23 protein-coding genes are annotated in these 23,794 nt (G+C 62.6%); 16 read left to right on the plus strand and 7 right to left on the minus strand.

Annotation, left to right across the window (positions count from 1 at the left end; translation table 11 throughout):
* From KXR72_RS06320 to KXR72_RS06330, 3 genes are all read right to left on the minus strand, one after another.
* Entirely contained in the window at positions 1–1,053 is a 1,053-nt protein-coding gene (locus KXR72_RS06320) for a M4 family metallopeptidase (protein WP_437420225.1), read from the minus strand.
* A gap of 100 nt (positions 1,054–1,153) precedes the next feature.
* Positions 1,154–1,480, minus strand: a complete 327-nt coding sequence (locus KXR72_RS06325) for a hypothetical protein (RefSeq protein WP_437420226.1) — start codon at positions 1,478–1,480, stop codon at positions 1,154–1,156.
* Positions 1,481–1,564: 84 nt separating this feature from the next.
* Positions 1,565–1,768 (minus strand): hypothetical protein, encoded by a 204-nt coding sequence (locus tag KXR72_RS06330; RefSeq protein ID WP_437420227.1) that lies wholly within the window; start codon positions 1,766–1,768, stop codon positions 1,565–1,567.
* 207 nt (positions 1,769–1,975) lie between these two features.
* Between KXR72_RS06330 and KXR72_RS06335 the strand changes: the two genes are divergently transcribed.
* From KXR72_RS06335 to phnE, 4 genes are all read left to right on the plus strand, one after another.
* The gene (locus tag KXR72_RS06335; protein WP_437420228.1) at positions 1,976–2,827 is read left to right on the plus strand and encodes a putative selenate ABC transporter substrate-binding protein; all 852 of its coding nucleotides are present in this window, start codon (positions 1,976–1,978) and stop codon (positions 2,825–2,827) included.
* Positions 2,828–2,892: 65 nt separating this feature from the next.
* Entirely contained in the window at positions 2,893–3,690 is a 798-nt protein-coding gene (locus KXR72_RS06340) for a phosphonate ABC transporter ATP-binding protein (RefSeq protein ID WP_437420390.1), read from the plus strand.
* Positions 3,684–4,517, plus strand: coding sequence for a PhnE/PtxC family ABC transporter permease (locus KXR72_RS06345; protein WP_437420229.1), 834 nt, complete (start codon positions 3,684–3,686; stop codon positions 4,515–4,517). The genes KXR72_RS06340 and KXR72_RS06345 overlap by 7 nt, the downstream gene beginning before the upstream one ends.
* The gene (gene phnE / locus KXR72_RS06350) at positions 4,514–5,281 is read left to right on the plus strand and encodes a phosphonate ABC transporter, permease protein PhnE (protein WP_437420230.1); all 768 of its coding nucleotides are present in this window, start codon (positions 4,514–4,516) and stop codon (positions 5,279–5,281) included. The genes KXR72_RS06345 and phnE overlap by 4 nt, the downstream gene beginning before the upstream one ends.
* A gap of 24 nt (positions 5,282–5,305) precedes the next feature.
* On the opposite strand, the gene KXR72_RS06355 is transcribed toward phnE, so the two are convergent.
* Positions 5,306–5,623 (minus strand): DUF2288 domain-containing protein, encoded by a 318-nt coding sequence (locus KXR72_RS06355; protein WP_437420231.1) that lies wholly within the window; start codon positions 5,621–5,623, stop codon positions 5,306–5,308.
* A 199-nt stretch (positions 5,624–5,822) separates the two neighbouring features.
* Between KXR72_RS06355 and KXR72_RS06360 the strand changes: the two genes are divergently transcribed.
* From KXR72_RS06360 to KXR72_RS06385, 6 genes are all read left to right on the plus strand, one after another.
* The gene (locus tag KXR72_RS06360) at positions 5,823–6,941 is read left to right on the plus strand and encodes a branched-chain amino acid ABC transporter substrate-binding protein (protein ID WP_437420232.1); all 1,119 of its coding nucleotides are present in this window, start codon (positions 5,823–5,825) and stop codon (positions 6,939–6,941) included.
* A 390-nt stretch (positions 6,942–7,331) separates the two neighbouring features.
* Complete coding sequence (gene livH, locus KXR72_RS06365; protein ID WP_437420233.1) at positions 7,332–8,255, plus strand: high-affinity branched-chain amino acid ABC transporter permease LivH; 924 nt, start codon at positions 7,332–7,334, stop codon at positions 8,253–8,255.
* Positions 8,252–9,508, plus strand: a complete 1,257-nt coding sequence (locus KXR72_RS06370) for a high-affinity branched-chain amino acid ABC transporter permease LivM (RefSeq protein WP_437420234.1) — start codon at positions 8,252–8,254, stop codon at positions 9,506–9,508. Before livH ends, KXR72_RS06370 begins: the two co-directional genes overlap by 4 nt.
* A complete protein-coding gene (gene livG / locus KXR72_RS06375) occupies positions 9,505–10,272 on the plus strand; it encodes a high-affinity branched-chain amino acid ABC transporter ATP-binding protein LivG (RefSeq protein WP_437420235.1) in 768 nt (255 codons plus the stop codon). Before KXR72_RS06370 ends, livG begins: the two co-directional genes overlap by 4 nt.
* 2 nt (positions 10,273–10,274) lie before the next feature.
* Complete coding sequence (locus tag KXR72_RS06380; protein WP_437420236.1) at positions 10,275–10,976, plus strand: ABC transporter ATP-binding protein; 702 nt, start codon at positions 10,275–10,277, stop codon at positions 10,974–10,976.
* Positions 10,977–11,181: 205 nt separating this feature from the next.
* Positions 11,182–12,537, plus strand: coding sequence for an 8-oxoguanine deaminase (locus KXR72_RS06385; RefSeq protein ID WP_437420237.1), 1,356 nt, complete (start codon positions 11,182–11,184; stop codon positions 12,535–12,537).
* Here the strand turns inward: KXR72_RS06385 and KXR72_RS06390 are convergent.
* Positions 12,534–13,058 carry a nucleoside 2-deoxyribosyltransferase gene (locus tag KXR72_RS06390; protein ID WP_437420238.1) on the minus strand — a complete coding sequence of 175 codons (525 nt, stop codon included), beginning with the start codon at positions 13,056–13,058 and terminating at the stop codon, positions 12,534–12,536. The genes KXR72_RS06385 and KXR72_RS06390 overlap by 4 nt on opposite strands.
* A 288-nt stretch (positions 13,059–13,346) precedes the next feature.
* On the opposite strand from KXR72_RS06390, the gene KXR72_RS06395 reads away from it, so the two are divergent.
* The 6 genes from KXR72_RS06395 (at position 13,347) to guaD (ending at position 21,968) form a co-directional block, all read left to right on the plus strand.
* Positions 13,347–14,429 carry a BMP family ABC transporter substrate-binding protein gene (locus KXR72_RS06395; RefSeq protein ID WP_437420239.1) on the plus strand — a complete coding sequence of 361 codons (1,083 nt, stop codon included), beginning with the start codon at positions 13,347–13,349 and terminating at the stop codon, positions 14,427–14,429.
* Positions 14,430–14,570: 141 nt separating this feature from the next.
* Positions 14,571–15,545 (plus strand): 2-oxoglutarate and iron-dependent oxygenase domain-containing protein, encoded by a 975-nt coding sequence (locus tag KXR72_RS06400; protein ID WP_437420240.1) that lies wholly within the window; start codon positions 14,571–14,573, stop codon positions 15,543–15,545.
* A gap of 167 nt (positions 15,546–15,712) precedes the next feature.
* Positions 15,713–17,152 carry a xanthine dehydrogenase small subunit gene (gene xdhA, locus KXR72_RS06405; protein ID WP_437420241.1) on the plus strand — a complete coding sequence of 480 codons (1,440 nt, stop codon included), beginning with the start codon at positions 15,713–15,715 and terminating at the stop codon, positions 17,150–17,152.
* Complete coding sequence (gene xdhB / locus KXR72_RS06410) at positions 17,145–19,535, plus strand: xanthine dehydrogenase molybdopterin binding subunit (RefSeq protein ID WP_437420242.1); 2,391 nt, start codon at positions 17,145–17,147, stop codon at positions 19,533–19,535. Before xdhA ends, xdhB begins: the two co-directional genes overlap by 8 nt.
* Positions 19,536–19,665: 130 nt before the next feature.
* A complete protein-coding gene (xdhC, locus tag KXR72_RS06415) occupies positions 19,666–20,508 on the plus strand; it encodes a xanthine dehydrogenase accessory protein XdhC (RefSeq protein ID WP_437420243.1) in 843 nt (280 codons plus the stop codon).
* A 152-nt stretch (positions 20,509–20,660) separates the two neighbouring features.
* Positions 20,661–21,968 (plus strand): guanine deaminase, encoded by a 1,308-nt coding sequence (gene guaD / locus KXR72_RS06420; protein WP_437420244.1) that lies wholly within the window; start codon positions 20,661–20,663, stop codon positions 21,966–21,968.
* A gap of 83 nt (positions 21,969–22,051) precedes the next feature.
* Here guaD and KXR72_RS06425 read toward each other — a convergent pair whose 3' ends face one another.
* Both KXR72_RS06425 and KXR72_RS06430 read right to left on the minus strand, forming a co-directional pair.
* Positions 22,052–22,924, minus strand: a complete 873-nt coding sequence (locus KXR72_RS06425) for a metal ABC transporter substrate-binding protein (protein WP_437420245.1) — start codon at positions 22,922–22,924, stop codon at positions 22,052–22,054.
* Between the two features lie 10 nt (positions 22,925–22,934).
* Positions 22,935–23,753, minus strand: a complete 819-nt coding sequence (locus tag KXR72_RS06430; RefSeq protein ID WP_437420391.1) for a metal ABC transporter permease — start codon at positions 23,751–23,753, stop codon at positions 22,935–22,937.
* Positions 23,754–23,794 lie beyond the last annotated feature (41 nt).

A 23,794-nucleotide genomic window follows, 5' to 3' on the forward strand; every position in this document is an offset into this window, starting at 1 on the left:
TCAGGCAAGCGTCACGCCGACGTCGTCCCACGCCTGCTCGACGGCCTGGACCACCTCCGAGCCGAAGCGCGCAGCGGCATTGTCGCGAGTGAGCCGGGCGAAGGTGGAAAAGTCGGCATCGCGGGGCAGCCGGGCATCGCACAAGGTGTCGTACCAGACCCGCCCGGCGCGCTCCCAGGCAAAACCACCGATGGACATGGCGGCCAGGTAGAAGGCCCGGTTGGGAATGCCGGAGTTCAGGTGCACGCCACCGTTGTCGTCGCGGGTGTGGATGAAATCACGCATGTGCCCGGGTTGCGGATCCTTGCCCAGCACCGGGTCATCATAGGCGCTGCCGGGATTGGCCATCGAGCGCAGCGCCACGCCCTGCACCCGTTCGGTCAGCAGCGCGGCACCGATCAGCCAGTCGGCCTGGTCCGCCGTCTGGCCCTGCTTGTATTGCTGCACCAATACGCCGAACACATCCGAAACCGACTCGTTCAGCGCGCCGGATTGATCGAGGTACACCAGCCCCGCCTCGCTCTCGGTAATGCCGTGTGCCAATTCGTGGGCGACGACATCCAGCGCCAGGGTGAAGCGGTTGAAGATTTCTCCGTCGCCATCGCCAAAGACCATCTGCGCGCCGTTCCAAAACGCGTTCTCGTAGCCCACGCCGTAATGCACCGTGCCGACCAGTGCGAAGCCGTGGTCGTCGATCGAGTCGCGACCGTACACCGTCCAGAAGAAATCGTGGGTGACGCCCAGTGCCTCATAGGCTTCGTCCACGGCCGCATCGGCGACCGGCTGCTGACCTTCGATCCGAACCAGAACACCCGGCAACTGCATCTGCTGCTGAGCATCATGGATGCTGCGTCGAGGCTGGCCACGCGGGCCGCGCTCGGGAAGCACGCTGGGCATCGGCTGGCGATTTGGCGGGCCTGGGTTGTGCAATAACTGGCGGACATGGTCGAGCGTGCCGAGCGCGCGCTCGCGCTGCCCCGGCGAGCCACGGTCGATAATGCGGTCGAGGATGTAAGGTGGAATGAAACCGCGGTACTCGGTCTGATCGGACATGAAGCCCCCCTTCTGGCGATGGGTGCCCTGCCGGACACCTTACCCATCTGATCGGCCCAACCCCGTCTCGTTTCCCTGACGATGCAGTTTTTGCCGCGCTTCAGTGCTGGCTGTCGTTTGCGCTGGGCTTGACCTGAAGAAGCTGCTGGCCCGTCTGGAACGCCTCGATGGCACTGTCGAGTTGTTTGAGGCACAGATCGATCGCCATCTGGCGCAGCGCCTCAGGCCATTCATGGTCTCGGGCTGGTTCGACAAGGTCCAGGACGCCGGAGTAGCCGATCAACATGCCGTGCCTGACACGCAAAGTCTGGCCATCGACTATCAGCGTAACGGGATCGCGCGCGATGATCGCGGCGCCGGCCGCAAGCAATTCATCGATGTGTTGCCTTAGGGCGTGGTGCTTGCGTAGATCCTGCGGCTCACTCATATCAATGCGCCATCATTCAAAAAAGGCTGCGAGCGTAATAGAAGCGAGACGCAGAGCACAATACTAGGCGCGTAGCCGTCTTCGTCACGTATTGGTGCGCACCCCCGGCCGCTCTGAGTCATTAGCCCCCTCATCGCCCACCAGCATGCCGCACCGGGCTTTGAACGCCTGGCCATCGGCAACGAGCGTTGTAGGGTCGCGGTCGGTGATCACCGCACCCTCGGCGAGCAATTCGTCCACGTGCTTTCGGAGCGAGTGATACTTGCGCAGCTCTTTGTCTTCATCCATCGCGGTCAGCCTCCTTTCATGGCGCCGAAGTCTAGTCCAAGAGAGACTTACATCACAAAACGACAGCCGTAGCGCCGCCTAGTTCGCCAGCGCAGGCATTGACCGACGAAGCGTCAACCAGCCGCCCGCGCCACTCACCTTGCCCGGCGGGCCTCGTCTGCCCCTATAATCCGCGCGCTTTTTCCGCTATTGAACCGGAGAACCACAATGCTGAAGCGCACCCTGGCAGCCGTCGCCGGCCTTGCCCTGTCCTTGTCTATCGCCCCCGCCCATGCTGCCGACGTTCTACGCGTCTCGGCCATTCCTGATGAAGCCCCCACCGAGCTGATCCGCAAGTTCGAGCCTCTGGGCAAGTACCTGGAGAAGGAATTGGGCATGCCGGTGAAGTTCACCCCGGTGTCCGATTACGCCGCAGTGGTCGAATCACTCGCCTCGGATCGCCTCGATCTGGCTTGGCTCGGCGGTTTCACCTTCGTCCAGACTCGACTGAAAACTGGCGATGCGATCCCGCTGGTGCAACGCGAGCAGGACGAGAAATTCACCAGCAAATTCATCACCGCCGACCCGGAGGTCAAGACCCTGCAGGACCTCAAGGGCAAGACCTTTGCGTTCGGCTCGGTGTCCTCCACCTCTGGCAGCCTGATGCCGCGCTACTTCATGCTGCGTGACGGCATCGAGCCGGAGCAGTTCTTCAAGCGCATCGCATATTCAGGCGCCCATGACGCAACCGCCGCCTGGGTCGAGGCTGGCAAGGCCGACGCCGGCGTTCTTAACGCCTCGGTATGGGACAAGCTGGTCGCCGCTGGCAAGGTCGACACCGACAAGGTTCGCGTGATCTCTACCACGCCGCCTTACTACGACTACAACTGGACCGTGCGCGGCAACCTCGATCCGGCACTCGTCGAGAAGATCAAGACCGCCTTCCTCGAGCTCGACCCGGCGAACCCTGATCATAAGAAAATCCTCGACCTCCAGGCCGCGACGCGCTTCATCGAGACGCGCCCCGAAAATTATGAAGGGATCGAGGAAGCAGCCCGCGCGGCAGGTCTGCTTAAGTGACGACCGGCGCATCGCGCGCCACGGCAGCACCGCAGGAAAACGGCCAATCCGGCACGCCAGCCGCGCTGCGCCTGTCCGGGGTCGGCTTTCGCCACGCTGGCGGCCAGGCGGTGCTGAACGAAATCGAGCTGAGCGTCGCGCCTGGCGAGCGTGTGGCGATCATCGGGCCGTCCGGCGCTGGCAAGACCACCTTGCTGCGCCTCATCGCCAGTCACTTGCGCCCCCAGCTAGGGCAGTTGGAACTGCTTGACTGCGAACCCTGGCGGATGTCTGCCTCGGCCCGACGTCGTCTGCGCACGCGCATCGGCATGATTCACCAGGCGCCACCGTTGCCACCTCGGCAGCGGGTGGTCACCGCGGTGCTTGCCGGCAGGCTGGGCGAGTGGTCGCTCGGTCGCAGCCTGATGAGCCTGATCCACCCGCTCGACAGTGTGGGTGCAGCCGAGGCGCTTGCTCGGCTGGACCTCGCGGACAAGCTCTATGAACGTTGCGATCAGCTCTCTGGTGGCCAGCTGCAGCGCGTTGGCATCGCCCGCGTGCTCTATCAGCGACCCGACCTGATGCTAGCCGATGAACCCGTTTCTGCGATGGACCCGATCCTCGCTCGCCATGCCCTCGGTGTGCTCAGCGAGGACGCGCGCCAGCGAGGGGCAACGCTATTGGCGAGCCTGCATGCAGTCGAGATGGCGATGAACTACTTTCCGCGCGTGATCGGCGTGCGGGGCGGCCGAATTCTGTTCGACAAACCGGCCAGCCAGGTCAGCCCCGCAGAGCTCGATGCGCTCTACGCCAACGAACAACTGACGGGTGCAACGCCCTCGATGGCGCCAGTTCAGCACCGGCTGCACGTGCCACGATGCTGAATCAGGAGCGGGCGCCTCGTGACCCGGCCGCATTCTCCCGGCTTGCGCTGACATTGCTGACCGTGTTGCTGCTCTGGCCAGGCGTTTGGCTGAGCGAGCTGGACGTAGGCGTACTCTTCGACGGCAGCAATGCCGACACCATGGGCGCTTTTCTTTCGGGTTTCTGGCCACCTGCGCATGAGCCAGAATTTCTCGCTCTGCTGTTGCGAGCGACGCTGGAGACCCTGGCCATCGCAACCGCCGGCATGACCCTGGCATTGCTCGTCGCCCTCCCCTGCGCTCTGCTGGCCACGCGGGTGCTGTCGGTCTCGGCGATTAGCCGCGGGGGCCGCCCGCACCTGCTGGGTGAGGCGCTGCGCTGGCCGGTCCGGGCTTTGCTGATCGTGCTTCGTAGCGTGCCGGAAATCGTCTGGGCGTTGCTGTTCGTGCGCGCCGTGGGGCTCGGACCGACGGCCGGTGTGCTGGCGATCGCCATCACCTATGCCGGGATGCTCGGTAAGGTCTATGCGGAAATCTTCGAATCGGTCGACCCGCTTCCCTGCCGCGCGCTGATTGGCGCGGGCGCACCGCGCATACAGGCGTTCGCGTACGGCATCCTGCCGGAGGCCAGCGGAGAAATGCTTTCTTACGGCGTGTACCGCTGGGAATGCGCAATACGCGCATCGGTAGTGATGGGATTCGTTGGAGCCGGCGGCCTGGGTCAGCAGATGGACCTGTCGATGCGCATGTTCGCTGGCGGCGAGGTTGCGGCCATGTTGCTGACATTCCTCCTGCTGGTGTTGCTGGCCGATGCCATCAGCCAGGCATTGCGTCGGAGGTTCGCATGAAATTCCTGTCGCGCGTTTCCTTGCCGCTACTCTTGATTTCCGCCGTGATCGCGTCCTTTGCCTATCTACAGCTGGATACCGCCGCGGTGTTGAGTGCCGATGGCCTGGCGGGGATGGCCGACTACGCCACCGGTTTCTTCGCGCCTGACTTTTCTGCGGAACATCTATACGCCACTGGCCAAGGGGCGCTGGAGACGCTCGCGATGTCGGCGATCGGCACTTTACTCGCCGCGATGCTCGGGCTGGTCTTGGCTCTGCCCGCATCGGGTCGTTTCGGCCGCCTGGGCAAAGCAGCGTCTCGGCTGCTACTCAATGCCCTTCGTGCCATTCCGGAGCTGGTCTGGGCAGCCCTGATGGTGCTCGCAGCAGGCCTGGGACCCAATGCGGGTACCCTTGCTCTGGCCCTGCATACCGCTGGGGTACTTGGACGCCTGTTCGCCGAAGCGTTGGAAAACACGCCAGAAGCGCCGAGCGAGGCCCTGCGTCTAACCGGGAGCGGACAGATCAATGCGTTCTGCTATGGCACCTTGCCCCTGCTGTGGCCGCAGTTGGTGGCCTACAGCCTGTACCGCTGGGAAAACAACATCCGCATGGCCAGTGTGCTCGGGTTCGTCGGGGCAGGCGGGCTGGGTCAGATGCTGTATATGAGTCTGAGCCTGTTCCAGCAGGCCCAGGCCGCGACCGTCATTCTCGCCATGCTGCTAATGGTTCTGGTCGTTGACGCCGCGAGCGGATGGGCGCGCATGCGTTGGGTACGGGCATAGCGAGACCCTGGCTACTGTTCCGATTCAGTGCAGCTCCGGTCGGGATGCCCTTTCCTGAACCAATACCCAAGGCCTGACCACCACCGCCCAGAGCGACGGGTCACGTGCGTGCCAATCCTGCGCGTGCTCTGTATCGAGCTTGGAGAGCTGGCCGGACGTTAGCCAGGCACAAACCTTGTCTCGATCATCCTGCGCAACCGCGAGCGCCGCCTCGATCAAGTCGAAGTCACTCTCAACCCTCAACAGAGCACCGCGGGCAAAGAAGGGCTGCAGCTCCTGCCAGCTAATCTCCGCCGTCTCGCCCAGCAGCTTGGCATAGAGAGTGCTTGAATCGTCGCTCATGAAGTTCACCCGTCTCGAAAAGGGCGCAATCATAGCGCCCGGGTGAAAGTCATCAAACGGATGGAATCCTGACTGTGCAAACAGGTGCTGACGCTTCTACACTGTGCCGGTACAGTTGCCGTACCGTTTGGGGACGATGAGCCCTTAACGACACTGCAGCCCGCAGGATCCAAACAATAATGATGCAAGTGGAGCACGTATGAAGACCAAGCAGCGTCTTTCCAAGATTTTCCTGGCCATTGCAATGACGGGGGCAGCGAGCTACACCCTGGCAGCCGACACCATCAAGATCGGGCTGGCTGGCCCAGTCACCGGGGCAGTCGCTCAGTACGGCGACATGCAGTTCATCGGGGCCCAGATGGCCATCGAGCAGATCAACAACGACGGGGGCGTCGATGGTCAGAAGCTCGAAGGCGTGGTCTATGACGACGCGTGCGACCCGAAGCAGGCCGTAGCCGTCGCCAACAAGATCGTCAACGATGACGTCCGCTTCGTGGTCGGGCACCTGTGCTCCAGCTCGACCCAGCCGGCCTCGGACATCTACGAGGACGAAGGCATCCTGATGATCACCGCGGCCTCCACCAGCCCGGACATCACCTCCCGCGGCTACGAGCTGATCTTCCGCACCATCGGCCTGGACAGCCTGCAGGGCCCCACCGCCGGCAACTTCATCGCCGACACCATCAAGCCGAAGAACGTCGCCGTCATCCATGACAAGCAGCAGTACGGCGAAGGCATCGCAACGGCCGTGAAGGAAACCCTGGAGAAGAAAGGGATCAAGGTCGGCCTGTTCGAAGGCATCAACGCCGGTGACAAGGACTTCTCTTCGATGATTTCCAAGCTCAAGCAGGAAGGCGTCGACTTCGTCTACTACGGCGGCTACCACCCGGAACTGGGCCTGCTGCTGCGCCAATCCAAGGAGCGCGGCCTGAACGTCCGCTTCATGGGCCCGGAAGGCGTTGGCAACAAGGAAATCTCCGCCATCGCCGGCCCGGCTTCCGAAGGCCTGCTGGTGACCCTGCCCAAGTCCTTCGACCAGGATCCGCGCAACCAGAAGCTGGTCGACGCGTTCAAGGCGAAGAATCAGGACCCGAGCGGCCCGTTCGTGTTCCCGGCCTACGCGGCCGTGCAGGTCATTGCCGAAGGCATCGAGAAGGCCGGCAGTACCGACACCGACAAGGTTGCCGAGGCCCTGCGCAGCAACACCTTCGATACCCCGACGGGCAACCTCTCGTTCGACGAGAAGGGTGACCTGAAGGACTTCAACTTCGTGGTTTACGAATGGCACCAGGACGGCACCAAGACCGAAGCCAAGTGAACCCTTGACCAACCGACCCGAAGCCCACGGCATCCGCTGTGGGCTTTGTTTTAGCTGATCGGGGCCAACCCGGCCACAAGCACGGGACGCCCCAGCAACACTTGCATCCAAGCGAGAGGCCTGACAGCTGGCCCGCTCGAACCGGCGAGTGCGTGATCCGCACCTGCCCTTGGCGCCGCATTCTCCATGCCGCGTGTTCGAAGCAGGTCCGCACGGACGGTTGGGCAAGCCATTGAGGACACAGGCGCAGCAGGCAAAGCGAAGCGGACAGGTAAGCGATTCCCGCACCGGGCGACTGGTTCGATAGCGATACCTTCCCAGCGATGCCTGTTAACGGCCAAGGTCGTCAAACGGTCTGCCAGCACGGGCTGCAGTGTTCAGGAGAATGTAATGCCTGAGCTCTACCACTACTTTCAACAGCTGATCAACGGCCTGACCGTTGGCAGCACCTATGCCTTGATAGCCATCGGCTACACCATGGTTTACGGGATCATCGGCATGATCAACTTCGCCCATGGCGAGGTGTACATGATCGGTTCCTACGTCACCTTCATCGCCATCGTCGGGCTGACAATGATGGGGCTCGATTCGCTTCCGATCCTGATGATCGGTGCGTTCGCGGCGGCCATGATCGTCACCAGCGCCTACGGCTACAGCATCGAACGGGTTGCGTACCGGCCGCTACGCGGCAGTAACCGGCTGATTCCGCTGATTTCGGCGATCGGCATGTCGATCTTCCTGCAGAACGTGGTGCTCCTGTCGCAGGACTCCAAGGACAAAGCCATCCCAAACCTGATGCCTGGGAATTTCATCTTTGGTGAAAGTGCTATGAACGGCGTCGTCATCTCCTACATGCAGGTGCTGATTTTCATCGTCACCATCGTGGCGATGCTGGGCCTGACCGTGTTCATCTCTCGTTCTCGCCTGGGTCGTGCCTGCCGCGCCTGCGCTGAAGACCTCAAGATGGCCAATCTGCTCGGCATCAACACGAACAGCATCATTGCGCTGACCTTCGTCATCGGCGCGGCATTGGCGGCCATCGCTGCCGTGCTGATCAGCATGCAATACGGCGTAATCAACCCGCACATCGGCTTCCTGGCCGGTATCAAGGCGTTCACTGCCGCGGTGCTTGGCGGCATCGGCAGCATTCCGGGCGCCATGCTCGGCGGCCTGGTACTCGGCGTGGCCGAAGCGTTCGGTGCCGACATCTTCGGCGACCAGTACAAGGACGTCGTGGCCTTCAGCCTGCTGGTGCTGGTCCTGCTGTTCCGCCCGACCGGCATCCTGGGTCGCCCGGAGGTCGAAAAGGTATGACGCGCAATCTACGAACCGCCTTCTTCAGCGCGCTATTGGTGTTCGCGGTGGCGGTGCCGGTATTCGGCCTGAAGCTCACCACCGTCGGCATCCGCCTAGAAGTACACGGCGCGGACATGGAGACTTTCTGGATCATCGCGGCCTGTGCCGTGGCCATGTTCGTCTGGCAGCTGTTCCGTCATCACCTGGCCGCAGGCTGGGCCGCAAGCCCCAGCCTGCCAACCGTGCCCGCCGGTGCCGGCAACTTCCTGACCCTGCCCTCGACCCAGCGCTACATCATCATCGCAATGATCTTGGTCGCTCTCGCCTGGCCGTTCTTCGGCTCGCGCGGCGCGGTGGACATCGCCACGCTGATTCTGATCTACGTCATGCTCGGCCTGGGCCTGAACATCGTGGTCGGCCTCGCAGGGCTGCTGGATCTGGGCTACGTCGGCTTCTACGCAGTCGGTGCCTACACCTACGCCTTGCTGTCGCACTACTACGGTTTCGGCTTCTGGCTCAGTCTGCCGATCGCCGGCGCCATGGCAGCGCTGTTCGGTTTCCTGCTGGGCTTCCCGGTGCTGCGACTGCGCGGTGACTACCTGGCCATCGTGACCCTGGGTTTCGGTGAGATCATCCGGCTCTTGCTGCGCAACATGACGGACATCACCGGCGGCCCGAACGGCATCAGCGGTATCGACAAGCCGACCCTCTTCGGCCTGACCTTCGACCGCCGCGCCGCCGAGGGCATGCAGACCTTCCACGAGTTCTTCGGCATCGACTACAGCTCGATCAACAAGGTGATCTTCCTCTACCTGATCGCCCTGCTGCTGGTGCTGCTGACCCTGTTCGTGATCAACCGTCTGCTGCGCATGCCGATCGGCCGCGCCTGGGAAGCACTGCGCGAAGACGAGATCGCCTGTCGCGCGCTGGGCATGAACCCCACCGTGATCAAGCTTTCGGCCTTCACCCTCGGCGCCACCTTCGCCGGTTTCGCCGGCAGCTTCTTCGCCGCGCGCCAGGGCCTGGTTTCACCGGAATCCTTCACGTTCATCGAATCGGCCATCATCCTCGCCATCGTGGTGCTGGGCGGCATGGGCTCGCAGCTGGGGGTGATTCTCGCCGCCATCGTGATGATCCTGTTGCCTGAACTGATGCGTGAGTTCAGCGAGTACCGCATGCTGATGTTCGGCGCCATGATGGTGCTGATGATGATCTGGCGTCCGCAGGGCCTGCTGCCCATGCAACGCCCCCACCTGGAGCTGAAGCGATGAGCCGCCCGATTCTAGAAGTAAGCGGCCTGACCATGCGCTTCGGCGGCCTGCTGGCCGTCAATGGGGTGGGCCTGACCGTTCACGAAAAACAAGTGGTCTCGATGATCGGCCCGAATGGCGCCGGAAAGACCACGGTATTCAACTGCCTGACCGGCTTCTATCAGCCGACCGCGGGCAAGATCCTGCTCGAGGGCGAGGCAATCGAGGGCTTGTCCGGCCACAAGATCGCGCGCAAGGGCGTCGTCCGTACCTTCCAGAACGTCCGCCTGTTCAAGGACATGACAGCCGTGGAGAACCTGCTGGTCGCCCAGCATCGTCACCTCAATACAGGCTTTCTGTCCGGGCTGCTGAAGACCAAAGCCTTCCGCAAGAGCGAGCACGAGGCAATGGATTTCGCCGCGCACTGGCTCGAGCAGGTCAACCTGACCGACGTCGCCAATCGCCCCGCCGGTACCCTCGCCTACGGCCAGCAGAGGCGCCTTGAAATTGCCCGCTGCATGATGACGCGCCCGCGCATTCTCATGCTCGACGAGCCAGCCGCCGGCCTGAATCCCAAGGAAACGGAGGATCTCAAGGCGCTGATCGGCATGCTGCGTGACCAGCACAACGTGACCGTGCTGCTGATCGAGCATGACATGAAGTTGGTAATGAGCATTTCCGACCACATCGTCGTGATCAACCAGGGCTGTCCGTTGGCCGACGGCACGCCCGAGCAGATTCGCGACAATCCGGACGTGATCAAAGCCTATCTGGGAGAGGCGTAACCATGCTGTATTTCGAAAACGTCTCGACCTTCTACGGCAAGATCCAGGCGCTACACAACGTCAATGTCGAGGTCCGCAAGGGCGAAATCGTGACGCTGATCGGCGCGAACGGCGCCGGCAAGTCGACCCTGCTGATGACGCTTTGCGGCACGCCCATGGCAGCCGAAGGCAGCATCCGCTTCGAAGGCGAGGAGCTGGTCGGTAAGCAAACCTGCGACATCATGCGCAAGGACATTGCCGTGGTGCCCGAGGGGCGGCGCATCTTCGCCCGCCTCACCGTCGAGGAAAACCTCGCCATGGGCGGGTTCTTCACCAGCAAGGCGGATTTCCAGGAGCAGCTGGACAAGGCCTTGTCCCTGTTCCCGCGCCTGAAGGAGCGCTTCCATCAGCGCGGCGGCACCATGTCCGGTGGCGAGCAGCAGATGCTGGCCATTGCGCGGGCGCTGATGAGCAAGCCCAAGCTGCTGTTGCTCGACGAGCCATCGCTGGGTCTGGCACCGATCATCATCCAGCAGATCTTCGAGATCATCGAACAGCTGCGCGAAGATGGGGTGACCATCTTCCTGGTCGAGCAGAACGCCAACCAGGCGCTTAAGCTGGCCGACCGCGGCTATGTGCTGGAGAACGGTCACATCGTCATGCAGGGCAGCGGTGAAGAATTGCTGGTCAACCCGAAAGTCCGCGACGCCTACCTGGGAGGCTGACAAACCCAGTCGAGCCTGTGCCCTGTCCTAATAGCGGGTTCGTGTTAGGACATGGGCACGAGGCATCGAACCAAGCTCGTGACAACTCTCCCGCCTACCGTTATGGTGCGCTCGGCATGTGTGGAGCACGCACATGCACCTGGATCAGCAGACAGGGCATAACTGAGCTGGCTCATTTCTGAACTCAACTCAGGAGAAGCCGGCCATGACAGCCAGCCGCGTTTGGATCAAGAACCCCCTCGCCATTCACACCGCCAATGACCAGACCGCCTCCGGTGGACTCGTCATCGAAGGCGGCATCATCGTGGAATTGCTCGATGCCGGACAGACGCCCTCGGCGCCGGTCGACAATACCTTCGACGCCCACGAGCACGTCGTGCTGCCGGGCTTGATCAATACCCACCACCACTTCTACCAGACCCTCACCCGCGCCTGGGCGCCGGTGGTCAACCAGCCCTTGTTTCCCTGGCTCAAGACGCTCTATCCGGTGTGGGCGCGGCTCACGCCGGACCGCCTGAAGCTCGCCAGCAAGGTGGCGCTGGCCGAACTGCTTCTTTCCGGCTGCACTACCGCGGCGGATCACCACTACCTCTTCCCGGACGGCCTCGAAAACGCCATCGATGTGGAGATTGACGCTGTCCGCGAATTGGGTATGCGCGCCATGCTGACCCGTGGCTCCATGAGCCTGGGCGAAGCGGATGGTGGTTTGCCACAGCAACAGACCGTACAGACCGCCGAGGCCATCCTGGCCGACAGCGAACGCCTGATCGCGAGATACCACGAGCGCGGCGCAGGGGCGCAGATCCAGATCGCCCTGGCGCCGTGTTCGCCCTTCTCGGTCACCCCGGAGATCATGCGCGCCAGCGCGGCACTCGCAGACTACCACGATGTTCGCCTGCATACCCATCTGGCCGAAACCCTTGATGAAGAAGACTTCTGCAAGCAGCGCTTTGGCCTGCGCACCGTGGATTACCTCGACAGCGTTGGCTGGCTGTCCAGCCGAACCTGGCTAGCCCACGGCATTCATTTCAATGAAGAAGAGATTGCCCGCCTGGGCGCCGCTGGGACCGGCATCTGCCATTGCCCCAGCTCGAACATGCGCCTCGCCTCGGGAATCTGCCCGACGCTCGCGCTGGAAGCAGCAGGTGCGCCCATCGGCCTGGGCGTGGATGGCTCGGCGTCCAACGACGCCTCCAACTTGATGCTCGAAGCACGCCAGGCGCTTTACATTCAGCGTCTTCGCTACGGCGCCGAACAGATCACGCCGCAGCGGGTGCTGGACTGGGCCACGCGCGGCTCGGCGCGGTTGTTGGGTCGAAGCGACGTGGGCGAACTGGCAGTCGGCAAACAGGCCGACCTGGCGCTGTTCAAGCTTGACGAGCTGCGTTTCTCCGGCAGCCACGACCCGATCTCAGCGCTTTTGCTGTGCGGCGCGGAGCGCGCAGACCGGGTAATGATCGGGGGCCAATGGCGGGTCATTGAAGGCCAGATCGAGGGGCTGGATGTAGCGGGGCTGATCGCCGACCACCGTCAGGCGGCACGCCAGCTGATTGCGGGTTAAGGTCGGCGCAACTCTTCAACCATCCGCTTCAATGCCTCGCGCGGCCCGCCGACACTCAATCTGGCGGGCACGGCGAGCATCAGGTTGAGCGGTAAGTCGAAGGCTTCGAGTTGCAAACCGTCGCAGTCGACGCCGGGGAGTCCACACAGCTGCGGGTGTGCCTGCCGCAGCCGCTCGGCATAGCTGCCCTCGCCGTCCAGGTAGCCATACACCGGTTTGCCCAGGGCAACGGCATAACCCACCTCGAAGCTGGTGCCGCTGTCCGGCTCGCCGCCGCGAAAGAAGTTCAAATCGGCGAGCACGGCATCGGCCTGTTTCAGCAACTGGAGGTTGGCGCGATAGATCCAGGCGGCCTGCTCGCATGGCGTTACGATGCCTTCCGGCACATGCTTGTCCAGTGGGTAGAGCCCGACGAAGCCGAACTCGGCGCACATCGCCTTGAGGCGTTCACCATGCTCGATTGCATCGGGGCGGAACACGCCGGGGCCGGCGATGTAGATCGCTTGTGTCATGACATCCATCCGATTGATTTCGAGCGCGCGGGCCCGCCCGCGGACCCGCGGCCAGCCACTATACAGGGCGCACCGGGCATTGGCCGACGCGTAAAAAACGCGGCGCCGATGCACCAACCTGTGGCATATAGTGCTGCGCCTGCACCGCGGCGAATCGGACCTGCCCACGCCTCGTCGCGAGTTCTGCCTGCCTGCCGAAACCTGTCGACTTCTGTCCAGTTGGTCAGTTTTTTGCAGTCGATCAGGCAGCCTCACGGCGGACCTATAAAAGACATGCACCATGGAGCGACAACTCAAATGCAGAACACCACAAGGAAATCCCTGCTGCGCGGTATCGCCGCGGCCGTTGGCCTGACCACTGCGCTATCCGCCGTGGCAGCCGATCCGCTAAAAGTCGGCTTCGTCTACATCGGCCCCATCGGCGACCACGGCTGGACCTACCAGCACGAGATGGGTCGCCAGTACATGATGGAAAAGCTTGGCGACAAGGTCGAAGCGAACTTCGTCGAGAACGTGCCCGAAGGCGCCGACGCCGAGCGTGTTATCCGCAACATGGCCAAGAGCGGCTATGACCTGGTGTTCACCACCTCCTTCGGCTACATGAACCCGACCGTGAAGGTTGCCAAGCAATTCCCCAAGGTAACCTTCGAGCACGCCACCGGCTACAAGCAGGCGAAGAATCTCGGCACCTACCTGTCGCGCTCCTATGAAGGCCGTTACGTCGGCGGCTTCCTTGCCGCAAAGATGACCAAGAGCAAGAAGATCGGCTACGTCGCTTCGTTCCCGATCCCGGAAGTGATCCGTGACATCAACGCCATCCAACTGGCCCTGGACAAGTACAACCCCGGCACCGAAATCAAGGTGGTGTGGGTCAACTCCTGGTTCGATCCGGGCAAGGAGGCCGATGCGGCCAACGCGCTGATCGACCAGGGCGCTGACGTGATCTTCCAGCACACTGACAGCCCAGCACCGATTCAGGCCGCCGAGCGCCGTGGTGTCTACTCCGTCGGCTACGCCTCGGACATGGCGCACTTCGGGCCCAAGGCCGTACTGACCTCCATCGTCAACGATTGGGGCCCTCACTACACCAAATCGGCTGAAGCAGTAATGGCCGGCAACTGGAAATCCGAGGACTTCTGGGGCGGCCTGGCCGAGGACACCATCAGCCTGCCGATCAGCGACCTGGTCCCTGCTGACGTGAAGACCGAAGCCGAGCAGATCATCGCCAGCATCAAGAGCGGCGAATTCCACCCGTTTACCGGCCCGATCAAGGATCAAGCCGGCCAGGTGCGCATCGCCGAAGGTCAGACCGCCTCGAATGGCGACCTGGCGTCGATGAACTACTACGTCGAAGGCATCAAGGCTGATATGCCTAAGTGAAGGCAATAGGCACCGGCGAAACGTCGGTGCCTGGCGGACATTGCGTGCCGTCCCGCCTCCGGGCGAACCGCACGCAAGGGGGCACCACCCCCGAAGGCCGCCGGTACGAGAAGACCGGCGGCGCGTATTGCGGAGTCAACCATGAACGCATTGCCCATCATCGATATCTCCCCGCTGTACCGTAACAACGAGGCGGGCCATCTTGAGGTAGCCGAACAGATTGATCGCGCCTGCCGCGATTGGGGTTTCTTCTATATCAAGGGGCACCCCATCAGCGCAGAACGAATTACCGAGCTGACCGCACATGCGAAGCGCTTCTTCGCCCTGCCGACCGAGCAAAAGCTCGAGATCGATATCACAAAGAGCCAGCACCACCGCGGTTACGGCGCTGTCGCCACGGAGCAGCTGGACCCAAACCAGCCGTGCGACCTGAAGGAAACCTTCGACATGGGTTTTCACATGCCCGCGGACCATCCCGACGTGCTCGCCGGCAAACCACTACGCGGCCCTAATCGCCACCCGGCGCAGCTTGAGACCTGGCAACCCTTGCTGGAGGCGCACTATCAGGACATGCAGGCGCTGGCCTGTACCCTGCTGCGCGCCATCGCCATGGCACTGGGTATCGAGCGGGACTTCTTCGACAAGCGCTTCGTCGAGCCCATCAGCGTGTTCCGTATGATTCATTACCCGCCGCGACAGACCGCCACTAGCGCAGATCAGCAAGGCGCTGGCGCGCACACCGATTACGGTTGCGTCACCCTGCTCCATCAGGACTCGGCCGGCGGTCTGCAGGTACAGAACGTCAAGGGTGAGTGGATCGACGCGCCAGCCATCGAGGGCACTTACGTGGTCAACATCGGTGACATGATGGCGCGCTGGAGCAACGACCGGTACAAGTCGACGCCGCACCGTGTGATCAGCCCGCTGGGTGTGGATCGTTACTCGATGCCGTTCTTTGCCGAGCCGCATCCGGACACCGAAATCGCTTGCCTGCCGGGTTGCCATAGCGCGGACAATCCACCGAAGTACCCGGCCACGACGTGCAGCCAGTACATGCTGTCGCGCTTTGCCGAGACCTACGCCTATCGCCGCGAGCAGCAACCTCTGCCCGCCTGAGCCACACTCAAGCCCTGTTCACCCCGGGATGGCACGTTGTGGGCGCCATCCCTGGGATGCGCTCGTCGGCCGCATTGACTTTGGAGTCAGGAATTAGTTGACCGAAAAGTCAGATACCGCTAATTTCCACCGCCAGAGCCCAGAACAATAAGCCCCGGAGGCCCGCCTTGATCCAGTTTCTTCTCAATCGAGAACTGCGCCGTGAGCAGACACTCGATCCGAATACCACCGTGCTGGAATACCTGCGCGAACATCGCGGCAAGTCCGGCACCAAAGAAGGTTGCGCTTCCGGTGACTGCGGTGCCTGCACCGTCGTGGTCGGTGAGCTGGACGGTGACCGCCTGCGCTACCGCACGCTCAATTCGTGCCTGACCTTCGTCAGCGCCTTGCACGGCAAACAGCTGATCACCGTCGAAGACCTCAAGCACCAGGGGCAGCTGCACAGCGTTCAGCAAGCCATGGTCGACTGCCACGGCTCGCAATGCGGCTTCTGCACACCGGGCTTCGTCATGAGCCTGTTCGCCCTGCAGAAATCAGCGGACGGTTTCGACAAAGCCGACACCCATGAAGCCCTCGCCGGCAACCTCTGCCGCTGCACCGGCTACCGTCCGATCCTGGAGGCTGCCGAGCAGGCCTGCTGCGGAAAGCAGCCGGACCAGTTCGATGCGCGTGAGGCCGAAACCGTCGCCCAACTGAAGGCCATCGAACCCCGCGAAACCGCCGAGTTGAACAGCGGCGACAAGCGCTGCCTGTCGCCGCTGACCGTAGGCGATCTGGCTGACATCTACAGCGCCAACCCGGACGCCCGCCTGCTCGCGGGTGGTACCGACCTCGCCCTGGAAGTCACCCAGTTCCACCGCGAACTGCCGGTGATGATCTACGTCGGCCACATCGCCGAGATGAAGAAGGTCGAAGTCACCGACAAGGGCATCGAGATCGGCGCCGCCACTCCGCTGACCGATTGCTATGAAGTGCTGGCGAAGGAATACCCGGACTTCGGCGAGCTGCTGCACCGCTTCGCCTCCTTGCAGATCCGCAACCAGGGCACCCTGGGCGGCAACATCGGCAACGCCTCGCCCATCGGCGATTCGCCACCCCTGCTGATCGCGCTGGGTGCGCAAGTCGTGCTGCGCAAAGGCAACAACAGCCGCACCCTGCTGCTGCAGGATTACTTCATCGACTACAAGGTCACCGCTCGCGAGCAAGGTGAATTCATCGAGAAGATCATCGTGCCGCGCGCCCAGCCGAACCAGCTGTTCCGCGCCTACAAGGTGTCCAAGCGCCTAGACGATGACATCTCCGCCGTTTGTGCAGCCTTCGACCTAAAGCTCGAAGACGGTCTGATCGACGATGCCCGGGTGGCCTTCGGCGGCATGGCGGCCATTCCAAAACGTGCAGTGACCTGCGAGCGCGCACTGATCGGCGCGCCGTTTACTGCCGACACCATCGAGCGAGCTTGCGAGGCGCTGGAGAGCGACTTCACGCCACTGACCGACTTCCGAGCCAGCCGCGAATACCGCCTGCTGGTCGCACAGAACCTGCTGCGCAAATGCTTCCACGAACAACAAGCGCCGGCGTACGAGACGAGGGTCACTTCCTATGCATAAGCCAACCAAAACCCAGGAAGAAATCGCCGCCCTGTTCAAGCAGGACCTGATCACTGGCGTCGGCCGCAGCGTCAAGCATGACAGCGCGCCCAAGCATGTCACTGGCGAGGCGGTGTATGTCGACGACCGCCTGGAATTCCCCAATCAGCTGCACGTCTATGCCCGCATGAGCGACCGTGCCCACGCGCGCATCGTGCGCATCGACACCGCGCCCTGCTACCAGATTCCGGGCGTGGCCATCGCCATCACGGCGCAGGACGTGCCGGGTCAACTGGACATTGGCGCAGTCATGCCCGGTGACCCGTTGTTGGCCGATGGCAAAGTCGAGTATGTCGGCCAGCCTGTGATCGCCGTCGCCGCCGACAGCCTGGAAACCGCGCGCAAAGCGGCCATGGCCGCGATCATCGAATACGAAGACCTGGAGCCGGTGATCGACGTGGTCGATGCGCTGCGCAAGAAGCACTTCGTACTCGACAGCCATACCCACAAGCGTGGCGATTCCAGTGGCGCGCTGGCCACCGCCCCGCGTCGCCTGCAGGGCAGCCTGCACATCGGCGGACAGGAACACTTCTATCTGGAAACCCAGGTTTCGTCGGTCATGCCCACCGAAGACGGCGGCATGATCGTCTACACCTCCACGCAGAACCCCACCGAGGTGCAGAAGCTGGTCGCCGAAGTACTAGGCGTCTCGATGAACAAGATCGTCATCGACATGCGCCGCATGGGCGGCGGCTTCGGCGGCAAGGAAACCCAGGCCGCCGGCCCAGCGTGCATGTGCGCCGTGATCGCGCACCTCACCGGCCGCCCGACCAAGATGCGTCTGCCGCGCATGGAAGACATGACCATGACCGGCAAGCGTCACCCCTTCTACGTCGAGTACGACGTCGGCTTCGATGACGACGGCCTGGTGCATGGCATCGAGATCGACCTGGCCGGCAACTGCGGCTACTCGCCGGACCTCTCCGGCTCCATCGTCGACCGCGCCATGTTCCACTCGGACAATGCGTATTACCTGGGCGACGCCACCATCAACGGCCATCGCTGCAAGACCAACCTGGCCTCCAACACCGCTTACCGCGGTTTCGGCGGCCCGCAAGGCATGGTTGCCATCGAGGAGATCATGGACACGGTTGCGCGCGAGCTGGGCAAGGACCCGCTAGAGGTGCGCAAGCGCAACTACTACGGCAAGACCGAGCGCAACGTCACCCCGTACTACCAGACCGTCGAGCACAACATGCTTGAGGAGATGACCGCCGAGCTCGAGGCCAGCAGCGAGTACGCCAAGCGCCGCGAAGAGATCCGCGCGTTCAATGCCAAGAGCCCGATTTTGAAGAAGGGTCTGTCACTGACCCCAGTGAAGTTCGGCATCAGCTTTACTGCCAGCTTCCTTAACCAGGGCGGCGCGCTGGTGCACGTCTACACCGACGGCAGCATCCACCTGAACCATGGCGGCACCGAGATGGGCCAGGGCCTGAACACCAAGGTCGCGCAGGTCGTGGCCGAGGTGTTCCAAGTCGACATAAACCGCATCCAGATTACCGCCACCAATACCGACAAGGTGCCGAACACGTCGCCAACCGCTGCGTCCAGCGGCACCGACCTGAACGGCAAGGCGGCGCAAAATGCAGCGCAGACCATCAAGCAGCGCCTGATCGAGTTTGCTGCGCGGCACTATCAAGTCACTGAAGAAGACGTCGAGTTCAAGAACGGTCAGGTGCGCATTCGTGACCTGTACGTGTCGTTCGACGAACTGATCCAGCAGGCCTATTTCGGCCAAATTTCGCTGTCGTCCACCGGCTTCTACCGCACGCCGAAGATTTACTACGACCGCAGCCAGGCACGCGGCCGGCCGTTCTACTACTTTGCCTACGGCGCGGCGTGCTCGGAGGTGATCGTCGACACCCTGACCGGCGAGTACAAGATGCTGCGCAGCGACATCCTGCATGACGTCGGCGCCTCGCTGAACCCGGCCATCGACATCGGCCAGGTAGAGGGCGGCTTCGTCCAGGGCATGGGCTGGCTGACCATGGAAGAGCTGGTGTGGAACGACAAGGGCAAGCTGATGACCAGCGGCCCGGCGAGTTACAAGGTGCCGGCGGTGGCGGACATGCCGCTGGATCTGCGGGTCAAGCTGGTGGAAAACCGCAAGAATCCGGAGGACACCGTGTTCCACTCCAAGGCCGTCGGCGAGCCGCCGTTCATGCTCGGCATCTCGGTCTGGTGTGCGATCAAGGATGCCGTCGCCAGCCTGGCGGACTACAAGGCCCAGCCGAAGATCGACGCGCCGGCGACGCCCGAACGGGTGCTCTGGGGCGTGGAGCAGATGCGCAAGCTGAAGCGGACCGCGGCGGTGCCAAGCGCCACGGAAACCACCCCGGCCTGACGCGCTGCACCGGTCGCAGGCAGAGCCTGCTCCTACAACTTGCCACCGCGACCTGTAGGAGCAAGCTCGGCTTGCGACCCGGTCACCGACGACATGAATACGCGCATGCCATACGGCATCGGAGAACGAGATGAACAGCTGGATCGACGCCCTCGCCGAGCTGCAACACAAAGGTGAACCCTGCGTGCTGGTGACCATCATCGAGGAGCGCGGATCGACGCCGCGTAACGCCGGGTCGAAGATGGTGGTCAGTCGTGAACACCTGTACGACACCATCGGCGGCGGCCATCTGGAATACAAGGCTCAGGCGATTGCCCGCGAGATGCTCGAAAACCGGGTGCGTGATACGCGGTTGGAACGCTTTTCCCTGGGCGCGAGCCTCGGCCAGTGCTGCGGTGGCGCCACCGTGCTGCTGTTCGAGCCCATGGGTCAGCCACAGGCGCATATCGCGGTGTTCGGTGCCGGCCACGTCGGCCGCGCACTGGTGCCGCTGCTTGCCAGCCTGCCGTGCAAGGTGCGCTGGATCGATTCGCGTGAAAACGAATTCCCGGCCCATATCCCAGCGGGCGTGGAAAAAGTCGTCAACGACGACGTCGTCGATGAAGTGGCCGAGATGCCGGCGGGCAGCTACTTCATCGTCATGACCCACAACCACCAGCTCGACCTGGAACTGACCGCGGCCATCCTCGAGCGTAACGATTTCACCTACTACGGGCTGATCGGCTCGAAGAGCAAGCGCGCCAAGTTCGAACACCGTCTGCGCGACCGTGGCTTCCAGCCCGACACCGTGCAACGCATGCGCTGCCCGATGGGTATTGCCGAGGTGAAGGGAAAGCTGCCGGTCGAAATTGCGGTATCCATCGCTGGCGAAGTGATCGCCACCTACAACGCCAACTTTGGTGAGAAAGCTCAGGACGGCGAAAAGCCGGTGCCGATGCTCGTGCCTGCATCACGCCGATCACAAACGGGCTGATACGCAAGGCGGCACTGCTCCCGGTGTCAATGCGCAACCGCCTACGATGAGCCCACAGGATCGCCAGCAAGCTGGCTCCTACAGGTACCACGGCGCTTTCGCAGTCAGTCTTTCCTACGCAACCTACATACAACGAATTTCTCGGAATCTTCATGTCCCAAACCAAAGCCTACCGTGCCGCCCTGCTTCACTGCCTTGCCGACCCGCGCGAGGTCGGTATCGAGCAATCTCACGAGTATTTCGAAGACGGCCTGCTGGTTGTCGGGGATGGAAAGATTGCCCAGATCGGCAGTGCTGCTGACCTACTTCCAACCCTGAAAGCGGGCACCGAGGTGGTCGAATACCCGGACGCGCTGATCACTCCCGGTTTCATCGACACCCACATCCATTACCCGCAGGTCGGCGTCATCGGCTCCTATGGCGCACAGCTGCTCGACTGGCTGGAAACCTACACCTTCCCAAACGAGGGCCGCTTCAGCGACATGGCTCACGCCCGCGAGCAGGCCGATCTTTTTCTTGGCGAGCTGCTGCGCAACGGCACCACCACCGCGCTGGTGTTCGGCACGGTGCACAAGCAGTCGGTGGACGCTTTCTTCGAGGCCTGCGAGAAGCGCAATCTGCGAATGATCGCCGGCAAGGTGCTGATGGATCGCAATGCACCGGAGTTTCTGACCGATACCGCAGAGTCCGGCTATGCCGATAGCAAGGAACTGATCGAGCGGTGGCACGGCAAGGGCCGCCTGCATTACGCCGTCACCCCGCGTTTCGCCCCGACCAGCACGCCGGAGCAGCTGACCCTCGCGGGTAAGCTGTTCGCCGAATTCCCCGACCTGTACATGCACACCCACATTTCCGAGAACAAGCAGGAAGTGGAATGGGTCAAGGCGCTGTTTCCCGAGCGCAGCGGTTATCTGGACGTCTACGACCATCACGGTTTGATAGGCGCGCGCTCGGTGTTCGCCCATGGCGTGCACCTGTGCGACGAGGAATGCCAGCGCCTCGGCGAGACCGGCTCGGCGGTGGCCTTCTGCCCCACCTCCAACCTGTTTCTCGGCAGCGGCCTGTTCGATCTGGCGAAGGTGGAATGCTACGGCGTGCGCGTCGGGCTGGGCACGGACGTCGGCGGCGGCACCAGCTTCTCGCAGCTGCAGAGCCTCAACGAGGCCTACAAGGTGCTGCAGCTACAGGGCCAGAAGCTCGATGCATTCAAGGCGTTGTATCTCGCCACACTCGGCGGGGCGCGGGCGCTCTATCTGGACGACAAGATCGGCAACCTGCAACCGGGCAAGGACGCCGACTTCGTGGTGCTCGATTACAAAGCGACACCGCTGATCGACTACCGCCTGAGCCAGGCCACGACGCTGCAGGAAAAACTCTTTGCCCTGATGATCCTCGGCGACGACCGCGCGGTGAAGGAAACCTACGCGGCCGGGGTTTCGGTACACCGAAAGGCATCGTGAACAGCAGATCGCACACGCGATGATCAATCGTCTCGCGAGCTAGGCAGACAGCGTGCTCTAACGCGTGGATCGCGTGATTCACCCTACGGCTCCAACGCTGCCATCAAAGTCTCGAGGTTGTGCTCGAACATGCCGAGGTATGTGCTGGCCGGCCCTTCACTGGCCAGCGCATCGGAATAGAGGGTACCGCCAACGGTGGCCCCGGCTTCGTCGGCGATTTGCTCGATCAAGCGCGGATCCCGGATGTTTTCCACGAAAACGGCACGCACGCCCTCACTGCGTATTTGTCGGATCAAGGCGGCGACCTCTGCCGCTGAAGGCTCGTCATGGGTGGACAATCCTTGCGGGGCGATGAACTGCAGCTGCCAGGCCTGTCCCAGATAACCGAAGGCATCATGACTGGTCACGACCTTGCGCTGGCTGGACGGCAGACGGCTAATGCGCTCGTCAGCCTTTTTTAGCAACGCGTGCAGGCGCGCCAGGTACGCATCGCGTCGCGTCTCGTAATCGCCGCGATGCGTGGGGTCGAGTTGTGCTAACGCTTGGGCGATATTGCGCACGTAGATCTCGGCATTGGCCAGGCTTTGCCACGCATGAGGATCCGGTACCTGTTCGCCGTCTTCTTCCAGCATCAACGGAACGACGCCCGCACTGGCGTTGATGCGCTTGCCCGCCGGCTCGCTGCTGGCCAGCAGGCGCTCCAGCCAAGGCTCGAACCCCAGCCCGTTGGCGACGATGAGGTCGGCACGCAGCAGCGCTTTAGCGTCGTCCGGGCTGGGCTCATACACATGCGCATCGGCGTCCGCATCGACCAGATTGGTCAGCTCGATTCGGTCGCCCCCGATTTCGCGCGTCAGGTCCGCCAGGATGCTGAAGCTGGTGACGACATCCAGTTTTTCGGCCGCCTGCAGCGAAAATGGCAACCACAGGGCTAATGTGAATAACAGATAACGCATGAAACACACCTCAAGGAGTGATGGGAAAAGCCTGAACGCGCAACAGGCCCTGCACCGGGCCCAGCAACATGGAAATCAGATAGAACGCACCGGCCAACAAGACGATGCAGGGGCCGCTAGGCAGGCTGACGTGAAACGAAAGCAACAGCCCTGCCCATACGCAGAGCGCTCCGAATAGCGCGGCAAGTGGGAGTAGAACGATCAGCCGGCGGCTCCAGAAGCGCGCTGCGGCCGCGGGTAGCATCATCAGCCCAACCACCATCAACGCACCGATGGCCTGAAAACCGATGACCAGATTGAGCACCACCAGCGTCAGAAACACCGCGTGAGCCAGCGGCCCGAAACGGCTGATGCTACGCAGGAAGAGCGGGTCCAGGCTGTCCAGCGCTAGTGCGCGGTACACCAAGGTCAACAGCACCAGGCTGAACGCGGCGGTGCCGAGCATCCCGTGCATTGTCGTGCCATCTACCGCCAGCGCGGAGCCAAACAGCAAGTGCAACAGGTCGAGCTTTCGTCCGGCCAGCCCGAGCAGCAAAACGCCGCTCGCCAACGAGATCGGATAAAGCGCTGCCAGGCTGGCATCTTCACGCAGCCCGGTCCGACGGCTGACCCAAGCCGAGGCGCCCGCCATGCCTAACCCAGCGATTAGCCCACCCACCGTCAACGCCGGCACGCTCAGGCCGAACAACCAAAACGCCAACGCAGCGCCGGGCAAGATGCCGTGGGCGATAGCATCACCGATCAGACTCATGCGCCGCAGGATCAGAAACACGCCTAGCGGGCCGGCACTGCAGGCCAATGCCACGCCACCGAACAATGCCCGACGCATGAAGGCAAACTCGGCAAAGGGTCCCCACAACAGATCGACTG

The organism is Stutzerimonas chloritidismutans (assembly GCF_051486945.1).
In the GTDB taxonomy this organism is placed as follows: Bacteria; Pseudomonadota; Gammaproteobacteria; order Pseudomonadales; family Pseudomonadaceae; genus Stutzerimonas; species Stutzerimonas chloritidismutans_B.

Excerpts from the sequence above, each read along its gene's own strand:
- KXR72_RS06320 (WP_437420225.1), bottom strand. The coding sequence starts at position 1,053 with ATGTCCGATCAGACCGAGTACCGCGGTTTCATTCCACCTTACATCCTC.
- KXR72_RS06325 (WP_437420226.1), bottom strand. The coding sequence starts at position 1,480 with ATGAGTGAGCCGCAGGATCTACGCAAGCACCACGCCCTAAGGCAACAC.
- KXR72_RS06330 (WP_437420227.1), bottom strand. The coding sequence starts at position 1,768 with ATGGATGAAGACAAAGAGCTGCGCAAGTATCACTCGCTCCGAAAGCAC.
- KXR72_RS06335 (WP_437420228.1), top strand. The coding sequence starts at position 1,976 with ATGCTGAAGCGCACCCTGGCAGCCGTCGCCGGCCTTGCCCTGTCCTTG.
- KXR72_RS06345 (WP_437420229.1), top strand. The coding sequence starts at position 3,684 with ATGCTGAATCAGGAGCGGGCGCCTCGTGACCCGGCCGCATTCTCCCGG.
- phnE (WP_437420230.1), top strand. The coding sequence starts at position 4,514 with ATGAAATTCCTGTCGCGCGTTTCCTTGCCGCTACTCTTGATTTCCGCC.
- KXR72_RS06355 (WP_437420231.1), bottom strand. The coding sequence starts at position 5,623 with ATGAGCGACGATTCAAGCACTCTCTATGCCAAGCTGCTGGGCGAGACG.
- KXR72_RS06360 (WP_437420232.1), top strand. The coding sequence starts at position 5,823 with ATGAAGACCAAGCAGCGTCTTTCCAAGATTTTCCTGGCCATTGCAATG.
- livH (WP_437420233.1), top strand. The coding sequence starts at position 7,332 with ATGCCTGAGCTCTACCACTACTTTCAACAGCTGATCAACGGCCTGACC.
- KXR72_RS06370 (WP_437420234.1), top strand. The coding sequence starts at position 8,252 with ATGACGCGCAATCTACGAACCGCCTTCTTCAGCGCGCTATTGGTGTTC.
- livG (WP_437420235.1), top strand. The coding sequence starts at position 9,505 with ATGAGCCGCCCGATTCTAGAAGTAAGCGGCCTGACCATGCGCTTCGGC.
- KXR72_RS06380 (WP_437420236.1), top strand. The coding sequence starts at position 10,275 with ATGCTGTATTTCGAAAACGTCTCGACCTTCTACGGCAAGATCCAGGCG.
- KXR72_RS06385 (WP_437420237.1), top strand. The coding sequence starts at position 11,182 with ATGACAGCCAGCCGCGTTTGGATCAAGAACCCCCTCGCCATTCACACC.
- KXR72_RS06390 (WP_437420238.1), bottom strand. The coding sequence starts at position 13,058 with ATGGATGTCATGACACAAGCGATCTACATCGCCGGCCCCGGCGTGTTC.
- KXR72_RS06395 (WP_437420239.1), top strand. The coding sequence starts at position 13,347 with ATGCAGAACACCACAAGGAAATCCCTGCTGCGCGGTATCGCCGCGGCC.
- KXR72_RS06400 (WP_437420240.1), top strand. The coding sequence starts at position 14,571 with ATGAACGCATTGCCCATCATCGATATCTCCCCGCTGTACCGTAACAAC.
- xdhB (WP_437420242.1), top strand. The coding sequence starts at position 17,145 with ATGCATAAGCCAACCAAAACCCAGGAAGAAATCGCCGCCCTGTTCAAG.
- xdhC (WP_437420243.1), top strand. The coding sequence starts at position 19,666 with ATGAACAGCTGGATCGACGCCCTCGCCGAGCTGCAACACAAAGGTGAA.
- guaD (WP_437420244.1), top strand. The coding sequence starts at position 20,661 with ATGTCCCAAACCAAAGCCTACCGTGCCGCCCTGCTTCACTGCCTTGCC.
- KXR72_RS06425 (WP_437420245.1), bottom strand. The coding sequence starts at position 22,924 with ATGCGTTATCTGTTATTCACATTAGCCCTGTGGTTGCCATTTTCGCTG.
- KXR72_RS06430 (WP_437420391.1), bottom strand. The coding sequence starts at position 23,753 with ATGCGTCGGGCATTGTTCGGTGGCGTGGCATTGGCCTGCAGTGCCGGC.